The organism is Nonomuraea sp. B1E8, from assembly GCF_039871515.1.
Classification (GTDB): Bacteria; Actinomycetota; Actinomycetes; order Streptosporangiales; family Streptosporangiaceae; genus Nonomuraea.
In genome coordinates this window covers 1-19,434 of sequence record NZ_JBDPLS010000021.1, presented here as the reverse complement: position 1 = coordinate 19,434, position 19,434 = coordinate 1, and the positions used below count along the sequence as shown (strand labels likewise).

General features: G+C 70.5%; 18 protein-coding genes. 7 read left to right on the top strand and 11 right to left on the bottom strand.

Features of this window, described 5'->3' with window-relative positions; genetic code table 11:
- Window positions 1-432: 432 nt before the first annotated feature.
- Window positions 433-627 carry a hypothetical protein gene (locus ABGA98_RS42180; protein ID WP_347624100.1) on the top strand — a complete coding sequence of 65 codons (195 nt, stop codon included), beginning with the start codon at window positions 433-435 and terminating at the stop codon, window positions 625-627.
- A 127-nt stretch (window positions 628-754) separates the two neighbouring features.
- Window positions 755-1,894 (top strand): cystathionine gamma-synthase, encoded by a 1,140-nt coding sequence (locus ABGA98_RS42175; protein ID WP_347624099.1) that lies wholly within the window; start codon window positions 755-757, stop codon window positions 1,892-1,894.
- Window positions 1,895-1,926: 32 nt separating this feature from the next.
- Here ABGA98_RS42175 and ABGA98_RS42170 read toward each other — a convergent pair whose 3' ends face one another.
- Window positions 1,927-2,358: a hypothetical protein gene (locus ABGA98_RS42170; protein WP_347624098.1), complete on the bottom strand. Its 432-nt coding sequence runs from the start codon at window positions 2,356-2,358 to the stop codon at window positions 1,927-1,929.
- A 10-nt stretch (window positions 2,359-2,368) separates the two neighbouring features.
- A complete protein-coding gene (locus ABGA98_RS42165) occupies window positions 2,369-2,491 on the bottom strand; it encodes a hypothetical protein (protein WP_347624097.1) in 123 nt (40 codons plus the stop codon).
- Window positions 2,492-2,630: 139 nt separating this feature from the next.
- On the opposite strand from ABGA98_RS42165, the gene ABGA98_RS42160 reads away from it, so the two are divergent.
- Entirely contained in the window at window positions 2,631-3,053 is a 423-nt protein-coding gene (locus ABGA98_RS42160; RefSeq protein ID WP_347624096.1) for a DUF6292 family protein, read from the top strand.
- Window positions 3,054-3,326: 273 nt separating this feature from the next.
- On the opposite strand, the gene ABGA98_RS42155 is transcribed toward ABGA98_RS42160, so the two are convergent.
- From ABGA98_RS42155 to ABGA98_RS42145, 3 genes are all read right to left on the bottom strand, one after another.
- The gene (locus ABGA98_RS42155; protein WP_347624095.1) at window positions 3,327-5,333 is read right to left on the bottom strand and encodes a hypothetical protein; all 2,007 of its coding nucleotides are present in this window, start codon (window positions 5,331-5,333) and stop codon (window positions 3,327-3,329) included.
- 30 nt (window positions 5,334-5,363) lie between these two features.
- Window positions 5,364-6,110 (bottom strand): hypothetical protein, encoded by a 747-nt coding sequence (locus tag ABGA98_RS42150; protein WP_347624094.1) that lies wholly within the window; start codon window positions 6,108-6,110, stop codon window positions 5,364-5,366.
- A 62-nt stretch (window positions 6,111-6,172) separates the two neighbouring features.
- Window positions 6,173-7,564: a sigma 54-interacting transcriptional regulator gene (locus ABGA98_RS42145; protein WP_347624093.1), complete on the bottom strand. Its 1,392-nt coding sequence runs from the start codon at window positions 7,562-7,564 to the stop codon at window positions 6,173-6,175.
- 171 nt (window positions 7,565-7,735) lie between these two features.
- Between ABGA98_RS42145 and ABGA98_RS42140 the strand changes: the two genes are divergently transcribed.
- Both ABGA98_RS42140 and ABGA98_RS42135 read left to right on the top strand, forming a co-directional pair.
- A complete protein-coding gene (locus tag ABGA98_RS42140) occupies window positions 7,736-8,911 on the top strand; it encodes an FIST N-terminal domain-containing protein (protein ID WP_347624190.1) in 1,176 nt (391 codons plus the stop codon).
- A 19-nt stretch (window positions 8,912-8,930) separates the two neighbouring features.
- The gene (locus tag ABGA98_RS42135; protein WP_347624092.1) at window positions 8,931-9,950 is read left to right on the top strand and encodes an ROK family protein; all 1,020 of its coding nucleotides are present in this window, start codon (window positions 8,931-8,933) and stop codon (window positions 9,948-9,950) included.
- A 96-nt stretch (window positions 9,951-10,046) separates the two neighbouring features.
- Here the strand turns inward: ABGA98_RS42135 and ABGA98_RS42130 are convergent, their stop codons facing one another.
- From ABGA98_RS42130 to hppD, 5 genes are all read right to left on the bottom strand, one after another.
- On the bottom strand, window positions 10,047-10,694 hold the full coding sequence (locus ABGA98_RS42130) for a hypothetical protein (RefSeq protein WP_347624091.1): 648 nt from the start codon (window positions 10,692-10,694) through the stop codon (window positions 10,047-10,049).
- Between the two features lie 68 nt (window positions 10,695-10,762).
- Window positions 10,763-11,308, bottom strand: a complete 546-nt coding sequence (locus ABGA98_RS42125; RefSeq protein ID WP_347624090.1) for an RNA polymerase sigma factor — start codon at window positions 11,306-11,308, stop codon at window positions 10,763-10,765.
- Window positions 11,309-11,387: 79 nt separating this feature from the next.
- Window positions 11,388-12,779, bottom strand: coding sequence for a M1 family metallopeptidase (locus ABGA98_RS42120; RefSeq protein WP_347624089.1), 1,392 nt, complete (start codon window positions 12,777-12,779; stop codon window positions 11,388-11,390).
- 46 nt (window positions 12,780-12,825) lie between these two features.
- Window positions 12,826-13,269, bottom strand: a complete 444-nt coding sequence (locus ABGA98_RS42115; protein WP_347624088.1) for an RDD family protein — start codon at window positions 13,267-13,269, stop codon at window positions 12,826-12,828.
- 34 nt (window positions 13,270-13,303) lie between these two features.
- Window positions 13,304-14,413, bottom strand: coding sequence for a 4-hydroxyphenylpyruvate dioxygenase (gene hppD, locus ABGA98_RS42110; RefSeq protein WP_347624087.1), 1,110 nt, complete (start codon window positions 14,411-14,413; stop codon window positions 13,304-13,306).
- Between the two features lie 103 nt (window positions 14,414-14,516).
- On the opposite strand from hppD, the gene ABGA98_RS42105 reads away from it, so the two are divergent.
- Both ABGA98_RS42105 and ABGA98_RS42100 read left to right on the top strand, forming a co-directional pair.
- Window positions 14,517-14,996: an Lrp/AsnC family transcriptional regulator gene (locus ABGA98_RS42105; protein WP_347624086.1), complete on the top strand. Its 480-nt coding sequence runs from the start codon at window positions 14,517-14,519 to the stop codon at window positions 14,994-14,996.
- Window positions 14,997-15,212: 216 nt separating this feature from the next.
- Window positions 15,213-17,279 carry a transglycosylase domain-containing protein gene (locus ABGA98_RS42100; RefSeq protein ID WP_347624085.1) on the top strand — a complete coding sequence of 689 codons (2,067 nt, stop codon included), beginning with the start codon at window positions 15,213-15,215 and terminating at the stop codon, window positions 17,277-17,279.
- Between the two features lie 43 nt (window positions 17,280-17,322).
- Here ABGA98_RS42100 and ABGA98_RS42095 read toward each other — a convergent pair whose 3' ends face one another.
- A complete protein-coding gene (locus ABGA98_RS42095) occupies window positions 17,323-19,311 on the bottom strand; it encodes a thioredoxin domain-containing protein (protein WP_347624084.1) in 1,989 nt (662 codons plus the stop codon).
- Window positions 19,312-19,434 lie beyond the last annotated feature (123 nt).

The following is a 19,434-nucleotide window of genomic DNA, read 5'->3' as shown; positions in this document are numbered from 1 at the left end:
ATGAGCAGCGACCCGGTCTCCGCCATGCCGGGCACGCCCGCGAGCCCGGTGCCGCCGATCGTCAGCGAGGCGCAGAACGACGTGGCCAGCGTGACGCAGAAGCCGCTCAGGCGGTGGCGGCGCCGCAGCACCACGGCCGCCGTGCCCACCGCGCCGCAGACGGGGACCAGCCACTGGAACCCCCCGATGGAATGGGCGAGCACCAGGTCGATCAGCCACATCATGGCGAGCCAGCCGAGCATCGCCAGCTCACTCAGCCGGCGGACCCAGTACACGACGCGCTTGGAATCCCCCACGCCCCGAGCCTAAGCCGCAAGTCGGACAGGTCGTATCAGTCGTTCGGCCGAGGGACCGCGTACGAGACCAGCCCTAGAGCTGAGGCGCGAGCAGGGGCCTGTCGCCGATGCTGGAGAGGTCGGAAGGGGACAGGAAATGGTGGCCATCGGGTTCGCACTGCTGGGTATCGGGCTGGTCGTCGGGGTGCTGCTCGCCCTGGCCGACCCCGTGCTGCTCTCCCGCATCAACGGGGAGCACGCGGAGGGCGGCAGCGGCCGGTTCATCAAGGCGGACGTCGTACGGCTCCCGCCCCGGTCAGGCGGGGACCGTCAGGAGCCCAGGGCCGCCTGACCATCCGTGGCTCGCGCGGGCATGGTGCGCGAGCCTCGACGGGAGCCCTCTGGGGGCGGTGTCCCGTCGGCGGCCCGCGATCCGGAGGGGAACGGATCGCGGGCCGACTTCCGTTAACGTGGCCTGTATGAGCAACGGTTTTGAGACCCTGGCCATCCACGCAGGTCAGGAGCCCGACCCGCTGACCGGCGCGGTCGTGCCGCCGATCTACGCCACGTCCACCTACAAGCAGGACGGCGTGGGCGGCCTGCGTTCCGGATATGAGTACAGCCGCTCCGCCAACCCCACCAGGACCGCGCTCGAAGAGGCGCTGGCGGCGGTGGAAGGCGGGGCGCGCGGGCTCGCGTTCGCCTCGGGTCTGGCCGCCGAGGACACCCTGCTGCGCGCGGTCTGCAAGCCGCAGGACCATGTGATCATTCCCAACGACGCCTACGGCGGCACCTACCGGCTGTTCGCCAAGGTCAACGAGCGCTGGGACCTCCACTACGACCCGGTCCCGCTGCACGACCTCGACGCCGTGGCCGCCGCCATGACACAGAAAACGAAGATCGTCTGGGTCGAGACGCCCACCAACCCGCTGCTCGGCATCGCCGACATCGCCGCGCTGGCGCAGCTGGCCCATGACAACGGCTCGCTGCTGGTGGTCGACAACACGTTCGCCTCGCCCTATCTGCAGCAGCCGCTGTCGCTCGGCGCCGACGTCGTCGTGCACTCGACCACGAAATACGTCGGCGGCCACTCCGACGTGGTCGGCGGCGCGCTGATCGCGGCCGACAGAGGGCTCGGCGAGGAGCTCGCCTACCACCAGAACGCGATCGGCGCCGTGGCCGGGCCGTTCGACGCCTGGCTGACGCTGCGCGGGCTCAAGACCCTCGGCGTGCGCATGGACCGCCACTGCGACAACGCCGAACGCGTCGTCCACCTGCTGCTCGCCCACCCGCGCGTCACCCACGTCCTCTACCCGGGCCTGGCCGAGCACGCCGGGCACGAGGTCGCGGTCAAGCAGATGAAGAGGTTCGGGGGCATGGTGTCGTTCCGCGTCGCCGGAGGCGAGGCGGAGGCCGTGGCGGTGTGCGACAGGGCCAGGCTGTTCACGCTGGGAGAGTCGCTCGGCGGCGTCGAGTCGCTCATCGAGCATCCCGGCCGGATGACCCACGCCTCGGCGGCCGGGTCGCCCCTCGAGGTGCCCGCCGACCTGGTGCGGCTCTCGGTCGGCATCGAGACCGTCGACGACCTGCTGGCCGACCTCACCCAGGCGCTCGGCTAAACCGGGGCGCCCGGCCGGCCCCCGGCGCTCGGCTAGCCGGGCACCACCATCAGGAAGAGGATGACCAGCCAGATCACCGACAGCAACCCGCTGATCGCGGCGATCCGGCCGTTCTGCACCTGCGCGTCGTCGCCCGTGCCCTCGCTGGAGAGCACGCGGACGGCGGTGCGCAGGTCGCGGTCGATGATGACGAGCAGCACGGCGCCCACGATGAACAACGTCATCGACGCCGTCATGTACCACCGGCCGAGCACCCCGCCACCGAGAACGATGCCGAGGATCAGCCCGAACACGAAGACGCCCAGGCTGCCGAGGCTGTAAACCCTCGTCATGCGCTGGATGTTCTGCAGCACGGGCACGTTCTTGTTGCGGATGACGCGCGGAGCGGCCATCGTCGCGGCGGTGACCGGGCCGATCGTGAAGATCGCGAACCCGACGTGCAGCCAGAGAAACAGGGACGACATGGGGGAGAGACTAGTCGCCGGCGATCTCGGCCGGGGACTCGACACTCTCTTCGCCGTCTTCCGCGCAGCGCATGATCAACTCGGTCATCACGATCGCGACGACCATGAGCACGATGAGGAGAACCGCCATCATGGGATCTCCTCCTTCCCCGTCTGGACCGTAAATATCGTCCGTAATGACTAGACGAGCCTGCAACGGAATAAGTTCGGCGCGGGTATGGTTGGTCACCGTTCGGTTTTTCTTACCGTAAGGGCACAAGGGGGTGCCGTCCGTGGCCATCAGTCATGTCGAGCCGTATAGCGACGAGTGGCTGCAGCAGCCGATCAGCTACGTGCAGCGGGTCATCGACGTGCTGGGACCAGAGGTGGCCGGCTGGTGGGAGGGCCCGTGCGATCCGCGCGACGTCACGCTGAAGCTCGCCGACGGGAGCGCGCTGGTCTGGGACGAGGAGAGCGGCTGGCGCCTCGGCACCTTCGTCTCCGGCGGGCCGGGCGTGCGCAGCGAGCTGGCCGGGGTGCGCTATCTGGGGCACGGGCTGCTGCCCAGGCCTGAGCGGGTGCCGTCGGCGCTCAGCGACGCCAGAGCAGGCGTGGGGGCCAGCTCGGCCTGGCGACCGTGCTACCGCTCGCACCGCAACTGCCGCGACGGGTTCGACGTCGCCCTCGACTTCTACTGCCGCCTCGTCGACGCCTGACCTCGTCGGCCACCGTGCGCCCTGGACGATGGGGCGACCTCAGCGGCGCGCCGTCGACGGTGACCGCCTGGACGTGGACGGCCGGGTCGCCGAGAATTCGCGTGGTCCAGTGGCGCATGAACGCCTCCCGCTCCCTGGGCGCGAACCTGGACCGCCGCGCGGCCTCGGCATCATGCTCGTGGGCCAGGAACACCTCGAGGTCGGTCGTCTCCACGTCGCGCAGGCGCACGTCTTCGCTCATGGCCTGCGAGTGTGGCAGAGAGCACCGACAGTTCAGCGGGCCCGGCGCAGCCGGAGGAAGTCGCTGACCACGTATTCGCCCAGCCGCTCGGCGCTGGGGGAGAAGACGCGGCCGCCGTTCCTGCGGGCCACCTCGTCCACGAACTCCTTCAGCCGGTCGTCAGCCGCCAGCATGAAGACGTTGAGGGTGGCCCGCCGCCGGGTCATCTTGTCGACCTCGGACAGCGTGAGCTCCAGCGTCTCGCTCGACGGCGGCCACTCGAACGCCGACCTGCCGTTGCGCATCAGGTGCGCGGTGGGCTCGCCGTCGGTGACCACCAGCACCACGGGCTCGAAGTCGGGATGACGGTCGAGGTGGCGGCCGGCGATCAGGAGCGCGTGGTGCAGGTTGGTGCCCTGGACCATGTCCCAGTCGAGGCCCGCCAGCTCGTCGGGCTGCAGCACCCTGGCGTAGTTGGAGAAGCCGATGATCTGTACGGCGTCCTGCGGGAACTTGGAGGCCACCAGCGCCTGGAGGGCCAGCGCCGTCTGCTTGGCGGCGGCCCAGGTGCCGCGCAGGGCCATCGAGTAGGACAGGTCGACGAGCAGGCACACGGCCGCCGCGCTGCGCCGCTCGGTCTCGGCCACCTCGAAGTCGTCCACCGACAACCGCACGGCCGCCCGTCCACCGGCCCGCGCGGCGTCCCGTCCGGCCCGCGTGCTCTCCCGGCCGGTCCGGATCGCGAGCCCGCCGCTGCGGACGCCGTTGACCAGGGTGCGGACCACGTCGATGGGCTGCTCGTCGCCGAAGCGCCACGGCCGCGACGAGCCGGTGAGCTCGCCGGCCGAGCCCGCGTCGTGCTGGTCGTGGTCGCCGCGGCGGCCCGCGTCGAGTGAGGAGAAGACGCGGCGCAGGGCCGTCTCGCCGAGCCGGCGTACCGCCTTCGGGGTGAGCTCCAGCTTGCCGCGCCGGCGCAGGAGGTAGCCCTGCTCCTCCAGCTCGCGTTCGATGCGTTTGAGCGCCTCCAGGTCGTCGACCGCGGAGCGGCCCAGCGCACGGCGTACGGCGGCCTCGTCGATGTCGTCGAGCCGCGCGCCCGGGTAGTCCTGGCGCAGGGCGGTTTCCAGCTGGGTGAGGTCGGCCAGCTCCTCCAGGGCGGTGACGGCGTCGCCCATGCCCAGGGGTTCCTCGCCGGTGAGGCGTTCGGGGGCGTTCCAGGCGAGGTCGGGGCGGCGCGCGTGGAGGGCCTCGCCGAGGCGGCGCATCTGCTCGGAGAGCCCGGCCTGGTCGAGGGTCTGGTTGATGAGGCCGGCGAGCTCTTCGCGCTGGCGGGGCGTCATCGAGGCCAGCATGCGCTGCGTGGCGGCGGCGCGGCGGGCCAGGATGTCGACGAGTTCTTCCAGGTTGCGCGGCTTCTCGGGGAACAGGTCACCATAGTTGGCCATGAAGGTGTCGAAGTCGGCCTGGGTGTGCTCGCCGCGGGCGTCCTTGTCCAGCATGTCGTTCAGGTCCGACATCATCTGGCGGACGCGTTCCATCGCCTCGGGGTCGGGGTTGGCGAGCGCGTCGCGCAGGCCCCTGAACTGGCTGTCGAGAACCTCCCGCCGCAGCAGGTCACGCAGCTCCTCGAACGTCCGGCGCGCGGCGGCCGAACGCCACTCGTACGTGCTCAGCTCCTGGATGGCGGCGGCGGTGTCCTCGGGCAGCGCGTCGAGCCCCGCCTCCCGCAGCCGCGCCTCGTCGGAGGGGTCGGGGAACAGCTCGGCCCGCTCCTGCCCGATGGCCTTGTCCAGCAGCGCCCGTGCCTTCTCCAGCGTGCCGTCGAGCCGCCCCCGCTCGCGCAGGTCACGGCGGCGCCTGCGGACCTGCTTGAGCATGTCGTCGAGGCCCCGGCGGTCCTGCGTGCCGGGCAGACCGCGCTTGAGCAGGTCGCGCAGCGCGTGGACGGGCGTCGAGCCCGACAGGATCGCATCGCCCATCTCGTCGAGCGCCGCCCGCACGTCGTAGGGCGGGGCCAGGGGATCGGGGCCATCGTGGTACTCGCCATAGCGAAAGGCCATCACAGGACCACGCTAACCCCACAAGCGCGGTCACGCGTCCCCGAAAACCTCCCATACCTGGTCGAGGGAGTCGGCTCCGGGGGTGTACTCGATCTTCACCAGCACGGGGTGGCGGAGCGACCTGAGCGCCTTCGTCAGGTCGGCCGGGGTGCACGGCTTCTTGCCCAGGCCGTTGGCGTCCGCGTTGACCGGCCGGCCCGCGAGCCAGCCGCTCGCGCACTGGGCGGTGGTGCGGTAGAAGCTCGTGGCGTACGTGTAGCCCAGCTTGAGCTTCTTCCCGCCGGACGCGAACACGACGGTGGTGTCGTCGATCCGCTTGATCGTGCCGCGCGCGGTGCGCTGGTCAGGCCGGTCGGCGACCACGAACTCGTTGATCCTGGTGGCCTTGCCCCCACGGTGCTCGACGCGCACGGGTAGGGGGCCGCGGCCGAGGCCGGTGGACAGGTCGCGGGGCGAGCACCTGGTGCGCCCGAGCCCTTTGCGGTCGACGGCCACCCGGCCCTCGGTCTCCTTCAGGTCGCAGGCGACCGTGATCCGCCCGTAGGCGGCCCTGGAGTAGTCGAGCCTGAGCTCCTTGGCGCCCGGGGCCGCCTTGAGGCGGTAGCCCAGGAAACCCCTCTGCTTCACGAACGAAGCGGATTGGGGCACGATGCGCAGGCGGCCCTGGCCGTCGGGCCAGGCGTACCCGTAAACGGTCTTGGTGGTGGCGGCCTCGGCGGGCGCGGCGATGCCGTACAGAACGAGAGCGGCTGCGGTGGCACAGGCAAGCGGGCGCATGGACGGTCTCCCCCGACGTCGTGAGCTGCTATCACGTAAGACGCGGGAGACCGCCCAGATGTTCACGTCCGGTAGACGGTCACTCCGTCAAGGTCCTCCTTGGACAGGCGGCGCATGAGATAGAGGCCTTCGAGCGCGAACTCCAGGGCCGCCGCCGCATGACCCGGCGACTCCTCGCCCGCGCCCATGCCGAGCCTCGACATGACCTTCGCCAGCCCGGTGACCGGCCCGATCCGGTGCAGCAACTCCCCGGCGGGGACCAACTCGCCCGACTCCACCTGGTTGCCCTCGGCGAACTTGTCGGTCACCGGCGACAGGTCCATGCCGCCCAGCCGGCTCCTGAACGTCTCCGCTGTCGCCCTGCGCAGCAGGTGGGCCAGGATCTCGGTCTCCCGGCCCTCCTCGCTGACCTCGAACTCCACCTTGCCCCGCAGGCTGTGGACCACGCAGGCCAGGTCGACCACGCGCGCGACGGCCTGCTCCTCGCCCGCGAGGGCCGCCCTGCGCACCGCCGAGGCCGCCGCCGTCTCGGCGGCCGCGATCGAGAACCGCGCGGACACGCCGGACCGGGCGTCGACCGCGGTCGACTCGCGGACCAGCCGGGTGAACCTGGCGATCACCTCGACCAGGTGCTCGGGGATGTCGGCCCCGATGTCGGGCATCGACTCCTGGCGGATCAGCGTCAGCTCGTCCTCGACCGTCAGCGGGTAGTGGGTGCGGATCTCGGCGCCGAACCGGTCTTTCAGCGGCGTGATGATCCGGCCCCTGTTGGTGTAGTCCTCGGGGTTGGCACTGGCGATGAGCAGGATGTCGAGCGGCAGCCGCAGGTTGTAGCCGCGCACCTGGATGTCGCGCTCCTCCAGCACGTTGAGCAGCGACACCTGGATGCGCTCGGCCAGGTCGGGCAGCTCGTTGACGGAGAACACGCCGCGGTTGGTGCGCGGGACCAGGCCGTAGTGGACCGTCTCGGGGTCGCCGAGCGTTCGCCCCTCGGCGATCTTGATCGGGTCGACGTCGCCGATCAGGTCGCCCACGGAGGTGTCGGGTGTGGCGAGCTTCTCGCCGTAGCGCTCGTCCCGGTGTTTCCACGCGACCGGCAGCTCGTCGCCCAGCTCGCGCGCCAGCGCCTGGCAGCGCGTGCAGGCCGGTGCGTACGGGTGGTCGTTGATCTCGCAGCCCTCGACGACCGGCGTCCACTCGTCGAGCAGCCCGGTGACGGTGCGGATGAGCCGGGTCTTGCCCTGGCCGCGCTCGCCCAGCAGGACCAGGTCGTGGCCGGCCAGCAGGGCCCGTTCGAGGTGGGGGAGCACGGAGTCGTCGAAGCCGACGATGCCGGGGAAGCGGGGCTCACCCGCCCGCAGCTTGGCCAGCAGGTTTTCCCGGACCTCGGCTTTGACGGTGCGATGAACGTGGCCGCTCTCTCGCAACGTGCGGAGAATACGTGGCTGATGCACGGGATCGAGACTACGTCCCCCGCGCGGAATGCGGCAGAGTCTTTCGCATCTGGCGGAGATTTCGGATCTTGACTATTGCGTGACGGTTCGTGCGCGTGCTTGTCCCTTTAGTGGGGAGAATCGGGCCTAGGGACTTGGACATGTCGAGGGGAGGCGAGACGCGTGGCCTTGATGACAAGCCGCTTCGCCGACGGCCTCGCCGTGGGTTCCGACCTGGTGGAGGCCGCGGAGAGTGCCGTCGGCCGGGCACTGTCGAGGCTCAGCGGCCAAGCCGACCTGGTCTGCTTCTTCATCTGCGGCGACGATCCTGACGACGTCGCACGCGCCGGCGAGGCCGCGATGAAGCTCGCGCCCGAAGCACACGTGATCGGATGCAGCGCCACGGGAGTGATCGGCGACGGGCAGGGAGTGGAGCTGACGCCCTCCGTGAGCGCCTGGGCCGCGACCCTGGACGGGGCGAGACTGACCACGTTCGCGCTGGAGACGCTGGCCGCCGAGGACAGGTTCGTGGTGGTCGGGCTGCCGGAGCGCAACGGGGACGACCATGTGGCGATTTTGCTGGCCGATCCGTACACGTTCCCGACCGATGCCTTCGTCGAGCGCTCGGCCGACGTGCTGGGCGACCTGCCGCTGATCGGCGGGCTCGCCAACGGGCTGCAGGGGCGGGGCTCCGTACGGTTGTTCGCCGACGGAGAGATCTACTCCGAGGGCGCGATCGGCGTGCTCATCAGCGGGCAGGTGAAGATCAGCACCGTGGTGAGCCAGGGTTGCCGCCCGATCGGCCCCAGCATGGTGGTCACGGCGGCGGAAGAGAACCTGCTGCTCGAACTGGCCGGGCAGCCCGCGCTGGCCCGGCTCGAGGACATCGTCAGCGAGCTGGACGAGGACGACCGCGAGCTGGTGGCCTCCGGGTTGCAGATCGGCGTGGCGATGGACGAATACGCCGAACGCCACGAACGCGGAGACTTCCTCATCAGAGGGGTCATCGGCATCGATCCCGAACGTGAGGCCGTGGCCATCGGCGACATCGTGGAGATCGGCAGGACCGTGCGCTTCCAGGTGCGCGACGCGGCCACCGCCGACGAGGACCTCTATGACCTGCTCGACGCCCACCGCGAGGAGATCGGCAAGGTGGACGGGGCGCTGCTGTTCTCCTGCAACGGCCGGGGCTCGGCCATGTTCGGCACCGCCGACCACGACCCGGTCGCCCTGCGCGACACGCTGGGACCCATCGGCGTGGCGGGCTTCTTCGCGGCCGGCGAGGTCGGCCCCGTCGCGGGCCACAACCACGTGCACGGCTTCACCGCCTCCGTCCTGGTGTTCTCCAACACGGCGGGCGGGCCATGAGCCGTACGGCGGGCCGTCCGTGATCCTCGCGATCGACGTGGGCGGCACCAAGATGGCCGCGGGCCTGGTCGCCCACGACGGCACGGTGGTCGAGGCCCGGCGCGCCGCTACCCCGCAGGACACGGACGCCGGAACCCTGTGGAAGACCCTCGTGGACCTCATCGAGCCGCTGTCGCGGCGGGTCGAAGGAGTGGGGGTGGGGTGTGGCGGGCCGATGCGCTGGCCCGAGGGCGAGGTCTCGCCGCTGAACATCCCCGCCTGGCGCGGCTTCCCCCTGCGCGCTCGGCTGGCCGCGCGTTTCCCCGATTTACCGGTACGCCTCCACAACGACGCGATCTGCCTGGCCGTGGCGGAACACTGGAAAGGGGCCGGGCGGGGCGTCGCCGACATGCTGGGCATGGTCGTCTCGACCGGGGTGGGGGGCGGGCTCATCCTGAACGGCAGGCTGGTGAACGGCAGGACGGGCAACGCCGGGCACATCGGGCACGTGGTGGTCGAGCCGGTGGGCGGGCCGCGCTGCGGTTGCGGCGGCCACGGTTGCCTGGAGGCCGTCGCCCGCGGCCCCGCCCTCACCGACTGGGCCCTGGCCCAGGGCTGGACCCCCGGAGCCGCCCCGGCGGACGGACCTCCGCAAGTGCCGCGACCGGGTGGGGACGCGTCGCGGCCCGGTAACGGGGCGGTGTGGGACGCCGGGGCGGCTTATCGGGAGGATCGGGCCGTTACCGGGAGGGCGCTGGCGGCCGACGCGCTGGCCGGGGACCCGGTCGCGCTGCGGGCGATGAGCCGGGCCGGTCGCGCGATCGGCCTCGCCATCGCCTCCGCGACCCACCTGTGCGACCTGGACCTCGTCACCATCGGCGGCGGATTGTCCCAGGCCGGCGAGCCGCTGTTCGGCCCCTTGGAGGAGGCGCTGCGCGAGCACGCCAGGGTGGAGTTCGCCCGCCGGGTCAAGGTCGTGCCCGCCGCTCTCGGTCAGGAGGCCGGGCTGGTGGGAGCCGCCGCGTTGATCCTCGCGACGGACAGCTACTGGAGCACGTGAAAGGCCCGGCGGCCCTTCTGCTCGGGAGGACCGCCGGGCCGGGGAACGGGCCGGCGAATGGTTCAGTGTGAGGGATCGCCGGCCGCGCAAGGTGCGTTACCTGGTCTTGGGGTCGAGGTGGGGCCCCGCGTCACGGCCCTCCGTCTTGGTCGAGAGGCTCGGCCCTTCGTCCTCGTTCGTGCCCGTGTCGTTCCTGCCCGTGTCGTTCGTTCCTCGCTCACCCGTGTCGTCCGCGCCGGGGGACGGGATGGACATCGAGGTCGCCTGGCAGGGGACGACGGAGCCCCTGACCACCTGCAGATGAGTCGCGACCGGCGGCTTGTCGTCGCCCTCCCTGGCCTTGGTGACGGCCAGGACGAGTGTCTCGCCCGCGGGCACCTGCCCCTTCTCTATCGAGAACGAGATGCCGTCCCCCGCCTTGCCGACGCTCACCGCGAGTTGCCCCTTCACGGATCCCGCCTGGCCACGGGACCCCTCGCAGGTCTGCCCGAACGGCAGGTAGTCGACCACGGCCTTCACCCCCGCGCCGGCCAGCTCGGACTGCAGTCCCTCCGGATCGGTCAGCTCGTTGATCTGCACCCGCACTCCGCCGTCGGCGGCCGTGGTCACCGCGTAGGCCGGGCTGCCGGTCATCCCGGTCAGCATCACCACAGCCGTGGTGGCCGCCGCGGCCCCCGCCACCGCGGCGGACAGCCCGAAGAAGCGCCGCCGGGAGCTACGCCGAACCGGTGTCACAGTCGTCATCTCGTCCTCCGCCGTCCTTGTCGTGATCTCTTCCTTGAGTGCACTGAGAAGGCGCTCTTCGAAGGTGCTCATGCGTGTCCTTCCAGGTACACGGTCGATGGCGAAGCGACGTTTTCCAGGGCACGCCGGGCCCGATGCAGTCTGACTCGTGCGGTCACCTGCTTGATGCCCAGAGCCTTCGCGGCCTCGGTGACGGTGAGCTGATCGATCACGACGAGCTCCAGCACCGCGCGTTCGCCCTCCGGCAGACCACGCATGGCCTCCAGAGCGCCGCGCATCTGGCGCTCGGCGTCGATCCGCTCCTCCATCCGAACGAGATCGTCGTCGTCCATCAGCCGGCGGCCCGCGACGCGGCCGGCCGCCCGCGTCTCTCTGGCCGCCTGGCGATGCCGTGCCGACACGACGTTGCGCGCGACGCCGTACAGCCATGCGATCTCGCTGCCCCTGCCGGGCACGTAAGCGTGCGCCGAGTCGAGGGCCGCCAGGAAGATGTCCGCCGTCAGGTCGGCGGCGAGGTGAGGATCGCTCACCCGCCGGACCACGAACTTCATGACGGCATCGACGTGGCGGCGATAGAAGGCCTCAAAGGCCGCAGGGTCTTCGTTGAGGCGCACTGGCCTCGCTCCCTTCGTCGTTCGCCCTTACATCCGTACTTGGACGGAGCGACGAGAAGCGTTTCCCGGCGGCCCGGGGTCAGGCGGGGCGGCGGGGTTGGTAGAGCCAGGCGGCGAAGAGGGGTTTGAGGTCTTTGCCCGACATCCGCTCGGCCAGCTCGATGAACTTCTCCGTGGTGACATGACCGTAACGGTTGTCGGCGGCCCACGCCTTGAGCAGTTTGAAGAACGTGTCGTCGCCGACGGCCCGCCGCAGGGCGTGCAGCGTCATGCCGCCGCGGGTGTAGACGGACTGGTTGAACAGGTCGTCGGGCTTGGCCCGCCCCGGCGGGTATTTCCACATCGGGTCGCCGGCGGGGCGGCTGTGATGGTCCTTGAAGATCTCGTCGGCGGTTTTCTTGCCTTTGTGCTCGGACCACAGCCACTCGGCGTAGGTGGCGAACCCCTCGTTGAGCCAGAGGTCCTTCCAGCGGCGGATGGTCAGGCTGTTGCCGAACCACTGGTGCGCCAGCTCGTGGGCGATGATGCTTTCGGGGGGGTCGAAGCCGCCGTAGAGCGGCTTGGTCTGGTTCTCCAGCGCGTAGCCGGCGGCGTAGTCGTCGACCACGCCGCCGGTCGAGGCGAACGGGTAGGGGCCGAAGACCGTGGACCAGTAGTCGGTGATCTCACCGGAGGCCTTGTAGAGCTTGTCGAGGGAGGAGGCGAACCGGGGGTCGGCGGCGGCGAGGTTGGGCACGCCCGCGGGCGTGCTGCCCTCGCGCAGCTTGAACGTGCCCATCGTGGCCGTCGCCAGGTAGGTCGCCATCGGATGGCGCTCGCTCCACCGGAAGGTGGTCCTGCCGCCGGACGTCGCGGGCTCGCCGGTCAGCTCGCCGTTGGCCAGCGCGGTGACCCCGGCCGGCACGGTGATCGTGAACGCGAACGTGGCCTTGTCGGAGGGGTGGTCGTTGCTGGGGAACCAGGTCTTGGAGCCGTTGGGCTCGGAGGCCACGAACGCGCCGTCGGCGGTCGGGATGAACCCGAACGTGCCGAGGTTGGTGGTGCTCGTGGCCGGCTGGGGCCGGCCGGAGTAGCGGACCATCACGGTGAACGCCGCGCGGTCGTCGATCGGCTTGGCCGGCCGCACGCTCAGCTCGCCGCCCCGGTGGGTGAACGTGGCGGGGGAGCCGTTGACCGTGACCTGGCGCACGTCGAGCCCGAGCAGGTCGAGGTTGAAGCTCGACAGGCCCTGGGTGGCGCCGGCCTTGATGGTGGCAACGCCGTCCAGCCGCCTGGTCGCGGGGGTGTAGTCGATGGCGAGGTCGTAGTGGCTGACGTCGTAGCCGCCGTTGCCGTCGTCGGGGAAGTCGGTGTCGCCGATGCCGGACGCGCCCGGCCGGTGCCCGGCCGCCGCCGGCGCTTCCGCGGGCGAGCAGGCCAGGAGGCTGGCGAACGTCACCAGCAGCGCGATCGCGCGCCTGTGTTGTCGCATGGGCGAACGAGCCCCCTTCGCATCGTGACGAGAATCCTACGGTGAGTCAGGTGAGGACGACGACCGTCCTCGCGACCTTGTCGTGGATGGCCTGCTTCCGGGGGTCGAAGAGGATCCAGGCAAGGTCGAGGAGGAGGCCGACGCAGCAGGCCCAGGCGAGTGCGCTCATCACGGCCTGCCTGATCGCGGCCTGTCCCACGCCTATCTTGGCCCCGTTCTCCTGCACGACGCGGATTCCGAAGAGCTTCTTGCCCAGCGTCTGACCATTCCAGAAGGCATGCAGGAGCCAGAAGTAGAGGAAAGCCACGAGTCCGGCCGCGAAGGTGTGCTCCACCGGATAGCGCTCCCAGCCGCCCCCGGCGCCGTCCCAGGCGTATTCCCAGCTCGTCCAGGTGAAGGGGGCGGTGGCGACGTTGACGATGAGCCAGTCGAGAAGGCCGGCGAACAACCGCCGCCACCGTCCCGCCAGCCCCGGTGGCTGCGATCCCATGGAGTCCTGATGGCCACCACCGGGTCGGGACAAACTAAAGGTTGCCCCTGCGTTCCTGCTCGCGCTCGATGGCCTCGAAGAGCGCCTTGAAGTTGCCCTTGCCGAATCCGAGCGAGCCGTGCCGCTCGATGAGCTCGAAGAAGACCGTGGGCCGGTCCTGCACGGGCTTGGTGAAGATCTGCAGCAGATAGCCGTCCTCGTCGCGGTCCACGAGGATCCCGCGCTTCTTCAGCTCCTCGATCGGCGCCCGCACCTCGCCGATGCGCGCCCGCAGCTCGGGGTCGTCGTAGTAGGAGGCGGGCGTGTCGAGGAACTGCACGCCGCCGGCCCGCATGTGGTCGACCGTCGTGAGGATGTCGTTGGTGGCCAGCGCGATGTGCTGCACGCCCGGGCCGCGGTAGAACTCCAGATATTCATCGATCTGCGACTTCTTGCGGCTGACGGCCGGCTCGTTCAGCGGGAACTTGACCTTCCGCGTGCCGTCGGCCACGACCTTGGACATGAGCGCCGAGTATTCGGTGGCGATGTCGTCGCCGATGAACTCCGCCATGTTCGTGAAGCCCATGACCTTGCGGTAGAACTCCACCCACTCGTCCATCTTGCCCAGCTCGACGTTGCCGACGCAGTGGTCCACGGCCTGGAACAGCCGCCCGCCCTTGGTCGCGGGCGGCGCCACCAGAGGCTCGGCCGGAGCGTAGCCGGGCAGGTAGGGGCCGCCGTAGTTGGACCTGTCGACCAGCGTGTGCCGCGTCTCGCCGTAGGTGGCGATGGCCGCGAGCAACACCTTGCCGTGCTCGTCCTCCAACGTGTACGGCTCCGCCAGCCCCTCGGCCCCGTGGGCGACCGCGTGGGCGTAGGCCGCCTCCACATCGGGCACCTGGATGGCCAGGTCGATCACCCCGTCGCCGTGCTCGGCGACGTGCCGCGCCACGTCGGTGCCCGGCCTGATCGAGGCCCGGAACTCGAACGTGGCGCTCCCCGAGGTCAGCACGTACGCGGCCACGTCGGGGCTACCGTTCTCCGGCCCCCGGTAGGCCACCAGCTTCATGCCGAAAGCGGTCGAGTAGTAGTGGGCTGCCTGCTTGGCGTTGCCGACGGCGAACACGACGGCGTCCATGCCGTTAACCGGAAAGACATCATTCATAGCTCCAACTCTCGATATTCCTAGACGAGTTGCGCAAGAGTTACCTCGTACGGTGGACAATCTGCCTAGCAGCCATGGGCGATGTCGGGTAAATCTGTACAGTATGACGATCGATGACCTGGACGCCCGACTGATCGCCCTCCTGACGGCCGAGCCACGGCTGGGCGTGCTCGAATGCTCGCGACGGCTCGGCGTGGCGCGTGGCACGGTCCAGGCCCGGCTGGACCGGCTGGTCGCCCGGGGCGTGGTCACCGGGTTCGGGCCCGACGTTTCTCCGGCGGCGCTCGGATATGACGTGACGGCGTTCGTCAGCATGGAGATCAGGCAGGTCGCGGGGCACGACCCCGTGGCCGACCGGCTCGCCCGCATCCCCGAAGTTCTGGAGGTGCACACGATCACCGGCGACAGCGACCTGCTCTGCCGCGTGGTGGCGCGGACCAACGCCGATCTGCAGCGCGTCATCGATCAGATCGTCGATGTCCACGGCGTGCTGAGGACTAATTCGATCATCGCCCTTGACACCCCGGTTCCCTACCGAGTGTTGCCATTGGTCGCCGATGTTCCGCGGCATGGGGCGCGCTAGCCGTACTATCGCTTGGGGACGAGGCACCGTCATCGACCGTTTAACCTTGACATTCGCCCTGCTTGCGGGGGGTCGGGCGGCACGTGACTAAGGGGGTCGAGAGTGCGGAGCGGTGGTGGAAACAGGATGCGAAAACGGCGGATTCTCCGACTTCTGGCCATTTCTTTCGGCGCCGCAATCCTCGTACTTGTCGGACTTTTTGCCATCGCGTGGGCGATGACGCCAATTCCCGACAGCACCCAGAAACAGGCCACCGCACAAGGCTCAGTGATCTATTACCGCGACGGCAAGACCGTGCTCGCCCGGCAGGGCGTCGACCGCAAGAAGGTCGAGCTGGCCCAGGTGCCCCGGCACGTACGCGCCGCGGTCATCGCCGCCGAGAACCGCTCGTTCTACGAAGACGCCGGCGTCTCGGTCAAGGGCACCGCCAGGGCCGTCTGGTCGACCGTCACCGGGCAGCAGCTCCAGGGCGGCTCGACGATCACCCAGCAGCTCGTGCGCAACTACTACAGCGGGCTCAGCCAGGAACGTTCCGTCACCCGCAAGTTCAAAGAGATCCTCATCGCGATGAAGGTCGACCAGTCCAAGCCGAAGGACTGGGTGCTGGAGCAATATCTCAACACGATCTACTTCGGCCGCGGCGCGAACGGCGTCCAGTCGGCCGCCCGGGCCTACTTCGGCAAGGACGTCGGCGAGCTGAGCGTGGCCGAGGGCGCCTATCTCGCCTCCGTCATCCAGCAGCCCAGCCGCTTCGCCGCGCCCAAGGGCCCCGACCTCGCCGCCGCCAGGGCCCGCTGGAAGTCGGTGATCGACGCCATGGGGCAGACCGGCGCGCTCACGCCCCAGCAGGTCGCCGCCCAGCGGTTCCCCGGCCTCGCCGCGCCGAAGAAGCCGTTCGAGCTCAAGGGCCAGGCCCAGTACATGCTGGAGCAGGTCACCGCCGAGCTCAACCGGCGCGGCTACAGCGACGAGGACATCAACTCCGGCGGGCTCAAGATCGTCTCCACGTTCGACAAGAAGCTCATGCAGGCGGCCAAACGGGCGGTCACGAACGCGCTGCCCGACGCCACACCGGAGAAGGTGCGCACCGGGCTGGCGGCCGTCGACCCCGCGACGGGCGAGGTCGTCGCCTTCTACGGCGGCCGGCCCTCCCAGTCGGCCTACTACGACAGCGCGTTCTCGGCCAAGGTCATGGCCGGCTCGACGTTCAAGCCGTACACCCTGGCGGCCGCCCTGGACAACGGGTTCGACCTGTCCACCCGGGTCGACGGCAACTCGCCGCTGCAGGTCGCCTCGGCGTCCAAACCGATCCCCAACGACAGCGGGCGCTCGTACGGCCAGATCAACCTGATCAGCGCCACCCAGAACTCCGTCAACACCGCGTTCGTCGACCTCGGCCAGAAGGTGGGCCTGGACAAGGTCGCCGAGGTCGCCGAGGCGGCCGGCATCCCCGCCTCCCAGCTCGACCGGCACAAGACCGCCGCGTCGTTCCCGCTCGGCGTGGCCTCGGTCAGCGCCGTCCAGAACGCCTCCGGGTTCTCCACGTTCGCCAACGAGGGCGTGCACATGGAGGCCCACGTGGTCAGGTCCGTCACCGACGCCGAGGGCCGCGAGGAGGTCGTCAAGCCGGCCTCGACCCGGGTGATCGGCGAGCAGGCCGCCGCCGACACCACGTACGCGATGCAGCAGGTCGTGAAGTACGGCACCGGCGCGGCGGCCAGGCTCTACGATCGTCCGGTGGCCGGCAAGACGGGCACCACGGACAAGTCGAAGTCGGTCTGGTTCAACGGCTTCACCCCGCAGCTCGCGGCGGCGGTCACCATGTTCCGCGACGACAACGCCACCGTCACCATCCCCGGCTACGGCACGCAGTTCGGCGGGCAGCTGCCGGCGCAGATCTGGCGGGCGTTCATGACCGAGGCGATGGAGGGCAAGCCGGTCGAGGAGTTCCCCGAGCCGTCCGACCTCGGCTACGGCTACGACTACTCGGCGCCCACCGACGACGGTGACGCGCCCGAGCAGGAGGACACGCCCCCGGTGAACCCCGACGACGGGGACACGTCCGAGCCGGAGATCACCGCGCCGCCGCTCACCGACGACCCGTCGGCCACGGAGGAGCCCGACGGCGACCGGCAGGAGAGCCGGCCGGACGAGCCGTCCGACGACCCGCCCGCGCTGCTGCCCGAGCAGCCGCTGGGACGGCAGGACGACGCCTCCGCCGACGCGCCCGCCAACAGGGGCGCCCGCCCCGACGACCGCGCCGGCCGATCACCCGCCAACTAAGCCGTCCAACCCGCCCACCAGGTGTCCGGCCGGTGCGACGGTGTCAGCCGGCCAGCTCGGCCCGGAGGTCCTCGACCGTGGTGACGGGCATCCGGCAGGTGAAGCCCCGGCACACGTAGGCCGCGGGTGCCTCGCCGACCGGCTGCCGCCCCTCCAGCAGGGCGGGGTACGCCTGCCGGGGCACGAGCGGATCGCCGGAGCCGCGGTCGCCGTCGCCGTCGCCGAGCGCGACCACCACGCCCGGCACGTCGGCGAGCAGCGCAGCGCGGTGCAGCGCGGCCGTGCGCGGGTCGTCGGGCGGCCCGACGACGGCCACCTCGACGGGCCCGTCGAGCGCCGCGCGCGCCACCGCCAGCCCCCAGCCGGCGAACCGGGCGTGCTGGTCCGCCAGCACGGACACGGTGCCCAGCGCGGCGTGGGCGGCCTCCCGGTGCCTGGTGGAGCCGGTCAGCGCCCCGTAGGAGAGCAGCGCGCCCGCGGCGGCGTACTGGCCTGAGGGGGTGGCGTTGTCGGTAGGGTCCTGGGGGCGCTGGAACAGCCGCTCCGCGTCGTCGGCCGTGTCGTAGAAGCCTCCCGCGCCGTCGGCGAAGCCGTCGAGCACGGTGTCGAGCAGCGTGCCGGCCAGCCGGAGCCACCTGGCCTCGCCGGTGACGCCGTACAGCGTGATCAGGCCTTCTGCCAGGTTGGCGTAGTCGTCGAGCACCCCGTCGTTCGTGCCGGCGCGGCCGTCGCGCGAGGTACGCAGCAGCCTGCCGTCCACCACGTGGGTGCCGGCGAGCAGGCCCGCCGCGTCGGTGGCGGCGGCGACGAGCTCGGGCCGCTCGAACACCAGGCCGGTCTCCGCCAGCGCGGCGATGGCCAGGCCGTTCCAGGAGGCCACGACCTTGTCGTCGCGCCCCGGGCGCACGCGCCGCTCCCTGGCGGCCAGCAGCCGCTCGCGGACGCTCGCGTAGCGGGCGGGGTCGCCGGGGTCGTCCGGCAGCTGCAGCACGGACGTGCCGTGCTCGAACGTGCCGGTCACGTCGAACAGCCCGGCGGCCCACCGGCCGTCGTCGTCGCCGAGCACGGCGCGCAACTCCTCGGGCGTCCAGACGTAGAACTTGCCCTCCACGCCCTCGCTGTCGGCGTCGAGCGCCGAGGCGAAACCGCCCTCGGGCGTGCGCATCTCGCGCAGCAGCCAGCCGGCCGTCTCCAGCGCGACCCGCCTGGCCGGCTCGCCGCCGCCCGCCTTCCACCAGTGGGTGTAGACGCGCAGCAGCAGGGCGTTGTCGTAGAGCATCTTCTCGAAGTGCGGCACGACCCACTCCGCGTCCACGCTGTAGCGGGCGAACCCGCCGCCGAGCTGGTCGTACATGCCGCCGCGGGCCATGGCCTCCAGGGTCTGCCCGCTCATCTCGCGCTCCCCGGAGCGCAGCAGGAACTCCAGCACCATGGACGGCGGGAACTTGGGCGCCCCGCCGAACCCGCCGTTCGCGGCGTCGAAGGTCTCGCGCAGGTTGGCGATCGCGCGGTCGAGCGTGTCGGCGTCCGGCAGCGGGCCGCTGGGCAGCGTGGTGTGCGTGTTGAGCGCCTCCACGACCTTCGCGCCCTGCCGCAGCAGGCTCTCCTTGTCGCCCGTCCACACGCGGTGCACCTCGGTGAGCAGGCGCTGGAAGTGCGGGCGCGGGAAGTAGGTACCGCAGTAGAACGGGTGCCCGTCCGGCGTCGCGAACACCGTCATCGGCCAGCCGCCCTGGTGCGTCATGGCCTGCGTGGCGCCCATGTAGACGGCGTCGACGTCGGGCCGCTCCTCGCGGTCGACCTTGATGTTGACGAAGTGCTCGTTCATGAGCCGTGCGGTCTCGGCGTCCTCGAAGCTCTCGTGGGCCATGACGTGACACCAGTGGCACGCCGAATAGCCCACGCTGATGAGCAGCGGCACGTCGCGGCGCCTGGCCTCCGCGAACGCCTCCTCGCCCCACGGATGCCAGTCGACGGGGTTGTCCGCGTGCTGGAGCAGGTAGGGGCTCGTCGCGTCTTTCAAGCGGTTCATCGGATACCTCCGAGGAGACCCCCGCCTTCAGGCGGGGGAGGAATCGGTCTCCTGCGGAGCAGGGCAGGGTGAGGCGATTCGCCACCAGGCGGACCGCCGTATAGAACACACACACGATTGTTA

What these genes read in the sequence shown, in the direction of transcription:
- ABGA98_RS42150 (WP_347624094.1), bottom strand. Translation starts at nt 6,110, where the DNA reads ATGCGCCCGCTTGCCTGTGCCACCGCAGCCGCTCTCGTTCTGTACGGC.
- ABGA98_RS42165 (WP_347624097.1), bottom strand. Translation starts at nt 2,491, where the DNA reads ATGATGGCGGTTCTCCTCATCGTGCTCATGGTCGTCGCGATCGTGATG.
- ABGA98_RS42175 (WP_347624099.1), top strand. Translation starts at nt 755, where the DNA reads ATGAGCAACGGTTTTGAGACCCTGGCCATCCACGCAGGTCAGGAGCCC.
- ABGA98_RS42105 (WP_347624086.1), top strand. Translation starts at nt 14,517, where the DNA reads ATGACGATCGATGACCTGGACGCCCGACTGATCGCCCTCCTGACGGCC.
- ABGA98_RS42095 (WP_347624084.1), bottom strand. Translation starts at nt 19,311, where the DNA reads ATGAACCGCTTGAAAGACGCGACGAGCCCCTACCTGCTCCAGCACGCG.
- hppD (WP_347624087.1), bottom strand. Translation starts at nt 14,413, where the DNA reads ATGAATGATGTCTTTCCGGTTAACGGCATGGACGCCGTCGTGTTCGCC.
- ABGA98_RS42115 (WP_347624088.1), bottom strand. Translation starts at nt 13,269, where the DNA reads ATGGGATCGCAGCCACCGGGGCTGGCGGGACGGTGGCGGCGGTTGTTC.
- ABGA98_RS42155 (WP_347624095.1), bottom strand. Translation starts at nt 5,333, where the DNA reads ATGGCCTTTCGCTATGGCGAGTACCACGATGGCCCCGATCCCCTGGCC.
- ABGA98_RS42180 (WP_347624100.1), top strand. Translation starts at nt 433, where the DNA reads ATGGTGGCCATCGGGTTCGCACTGCTGGGTATCGGGCTGGTCGTCGGG.
- ABGA98_RS42100 (WP_347624085.1), top strand. Translation starts at nt 15,213, where the DNA reads ATGACGCCAATTCCCGACAGCACCCAGAAACAGGCCACCGCACAAGGC.
- ABGA98_RS42120 (WP_347624089.1), bottom strand. Translation starts at nt 12,779, where the DNA reads ATGCGACAACACAGGCGCGCGATCGCGCTGCTGGTGACGTTCGCCAGC.
- ABGA98_RS42170 (WP_347624098.1), bottom strand. Translation starts at nt 2,358, where the DNA reads ATGTCGTCCCTGTTTCTCTGGCTGCACGTCGGGTTCGCGATCTTCACG.
- ABGA98_RS42140 (WP_347624190.1), top strand. Translation starts at nt 7,736, where the DNA reads ATGACAAGCCGCTTCGCCGACGGCCTCGCCGTGGGTTCCGACCTGGTG.
- ABGA98_RS42130 (WP_347624091.1), bottom strand. Translation starts at nt 10,694, where the DNA reads ATGACGACTGTGACACCGGTTCGGCGTAGCTCCCGGCGGCGCTTCTTC.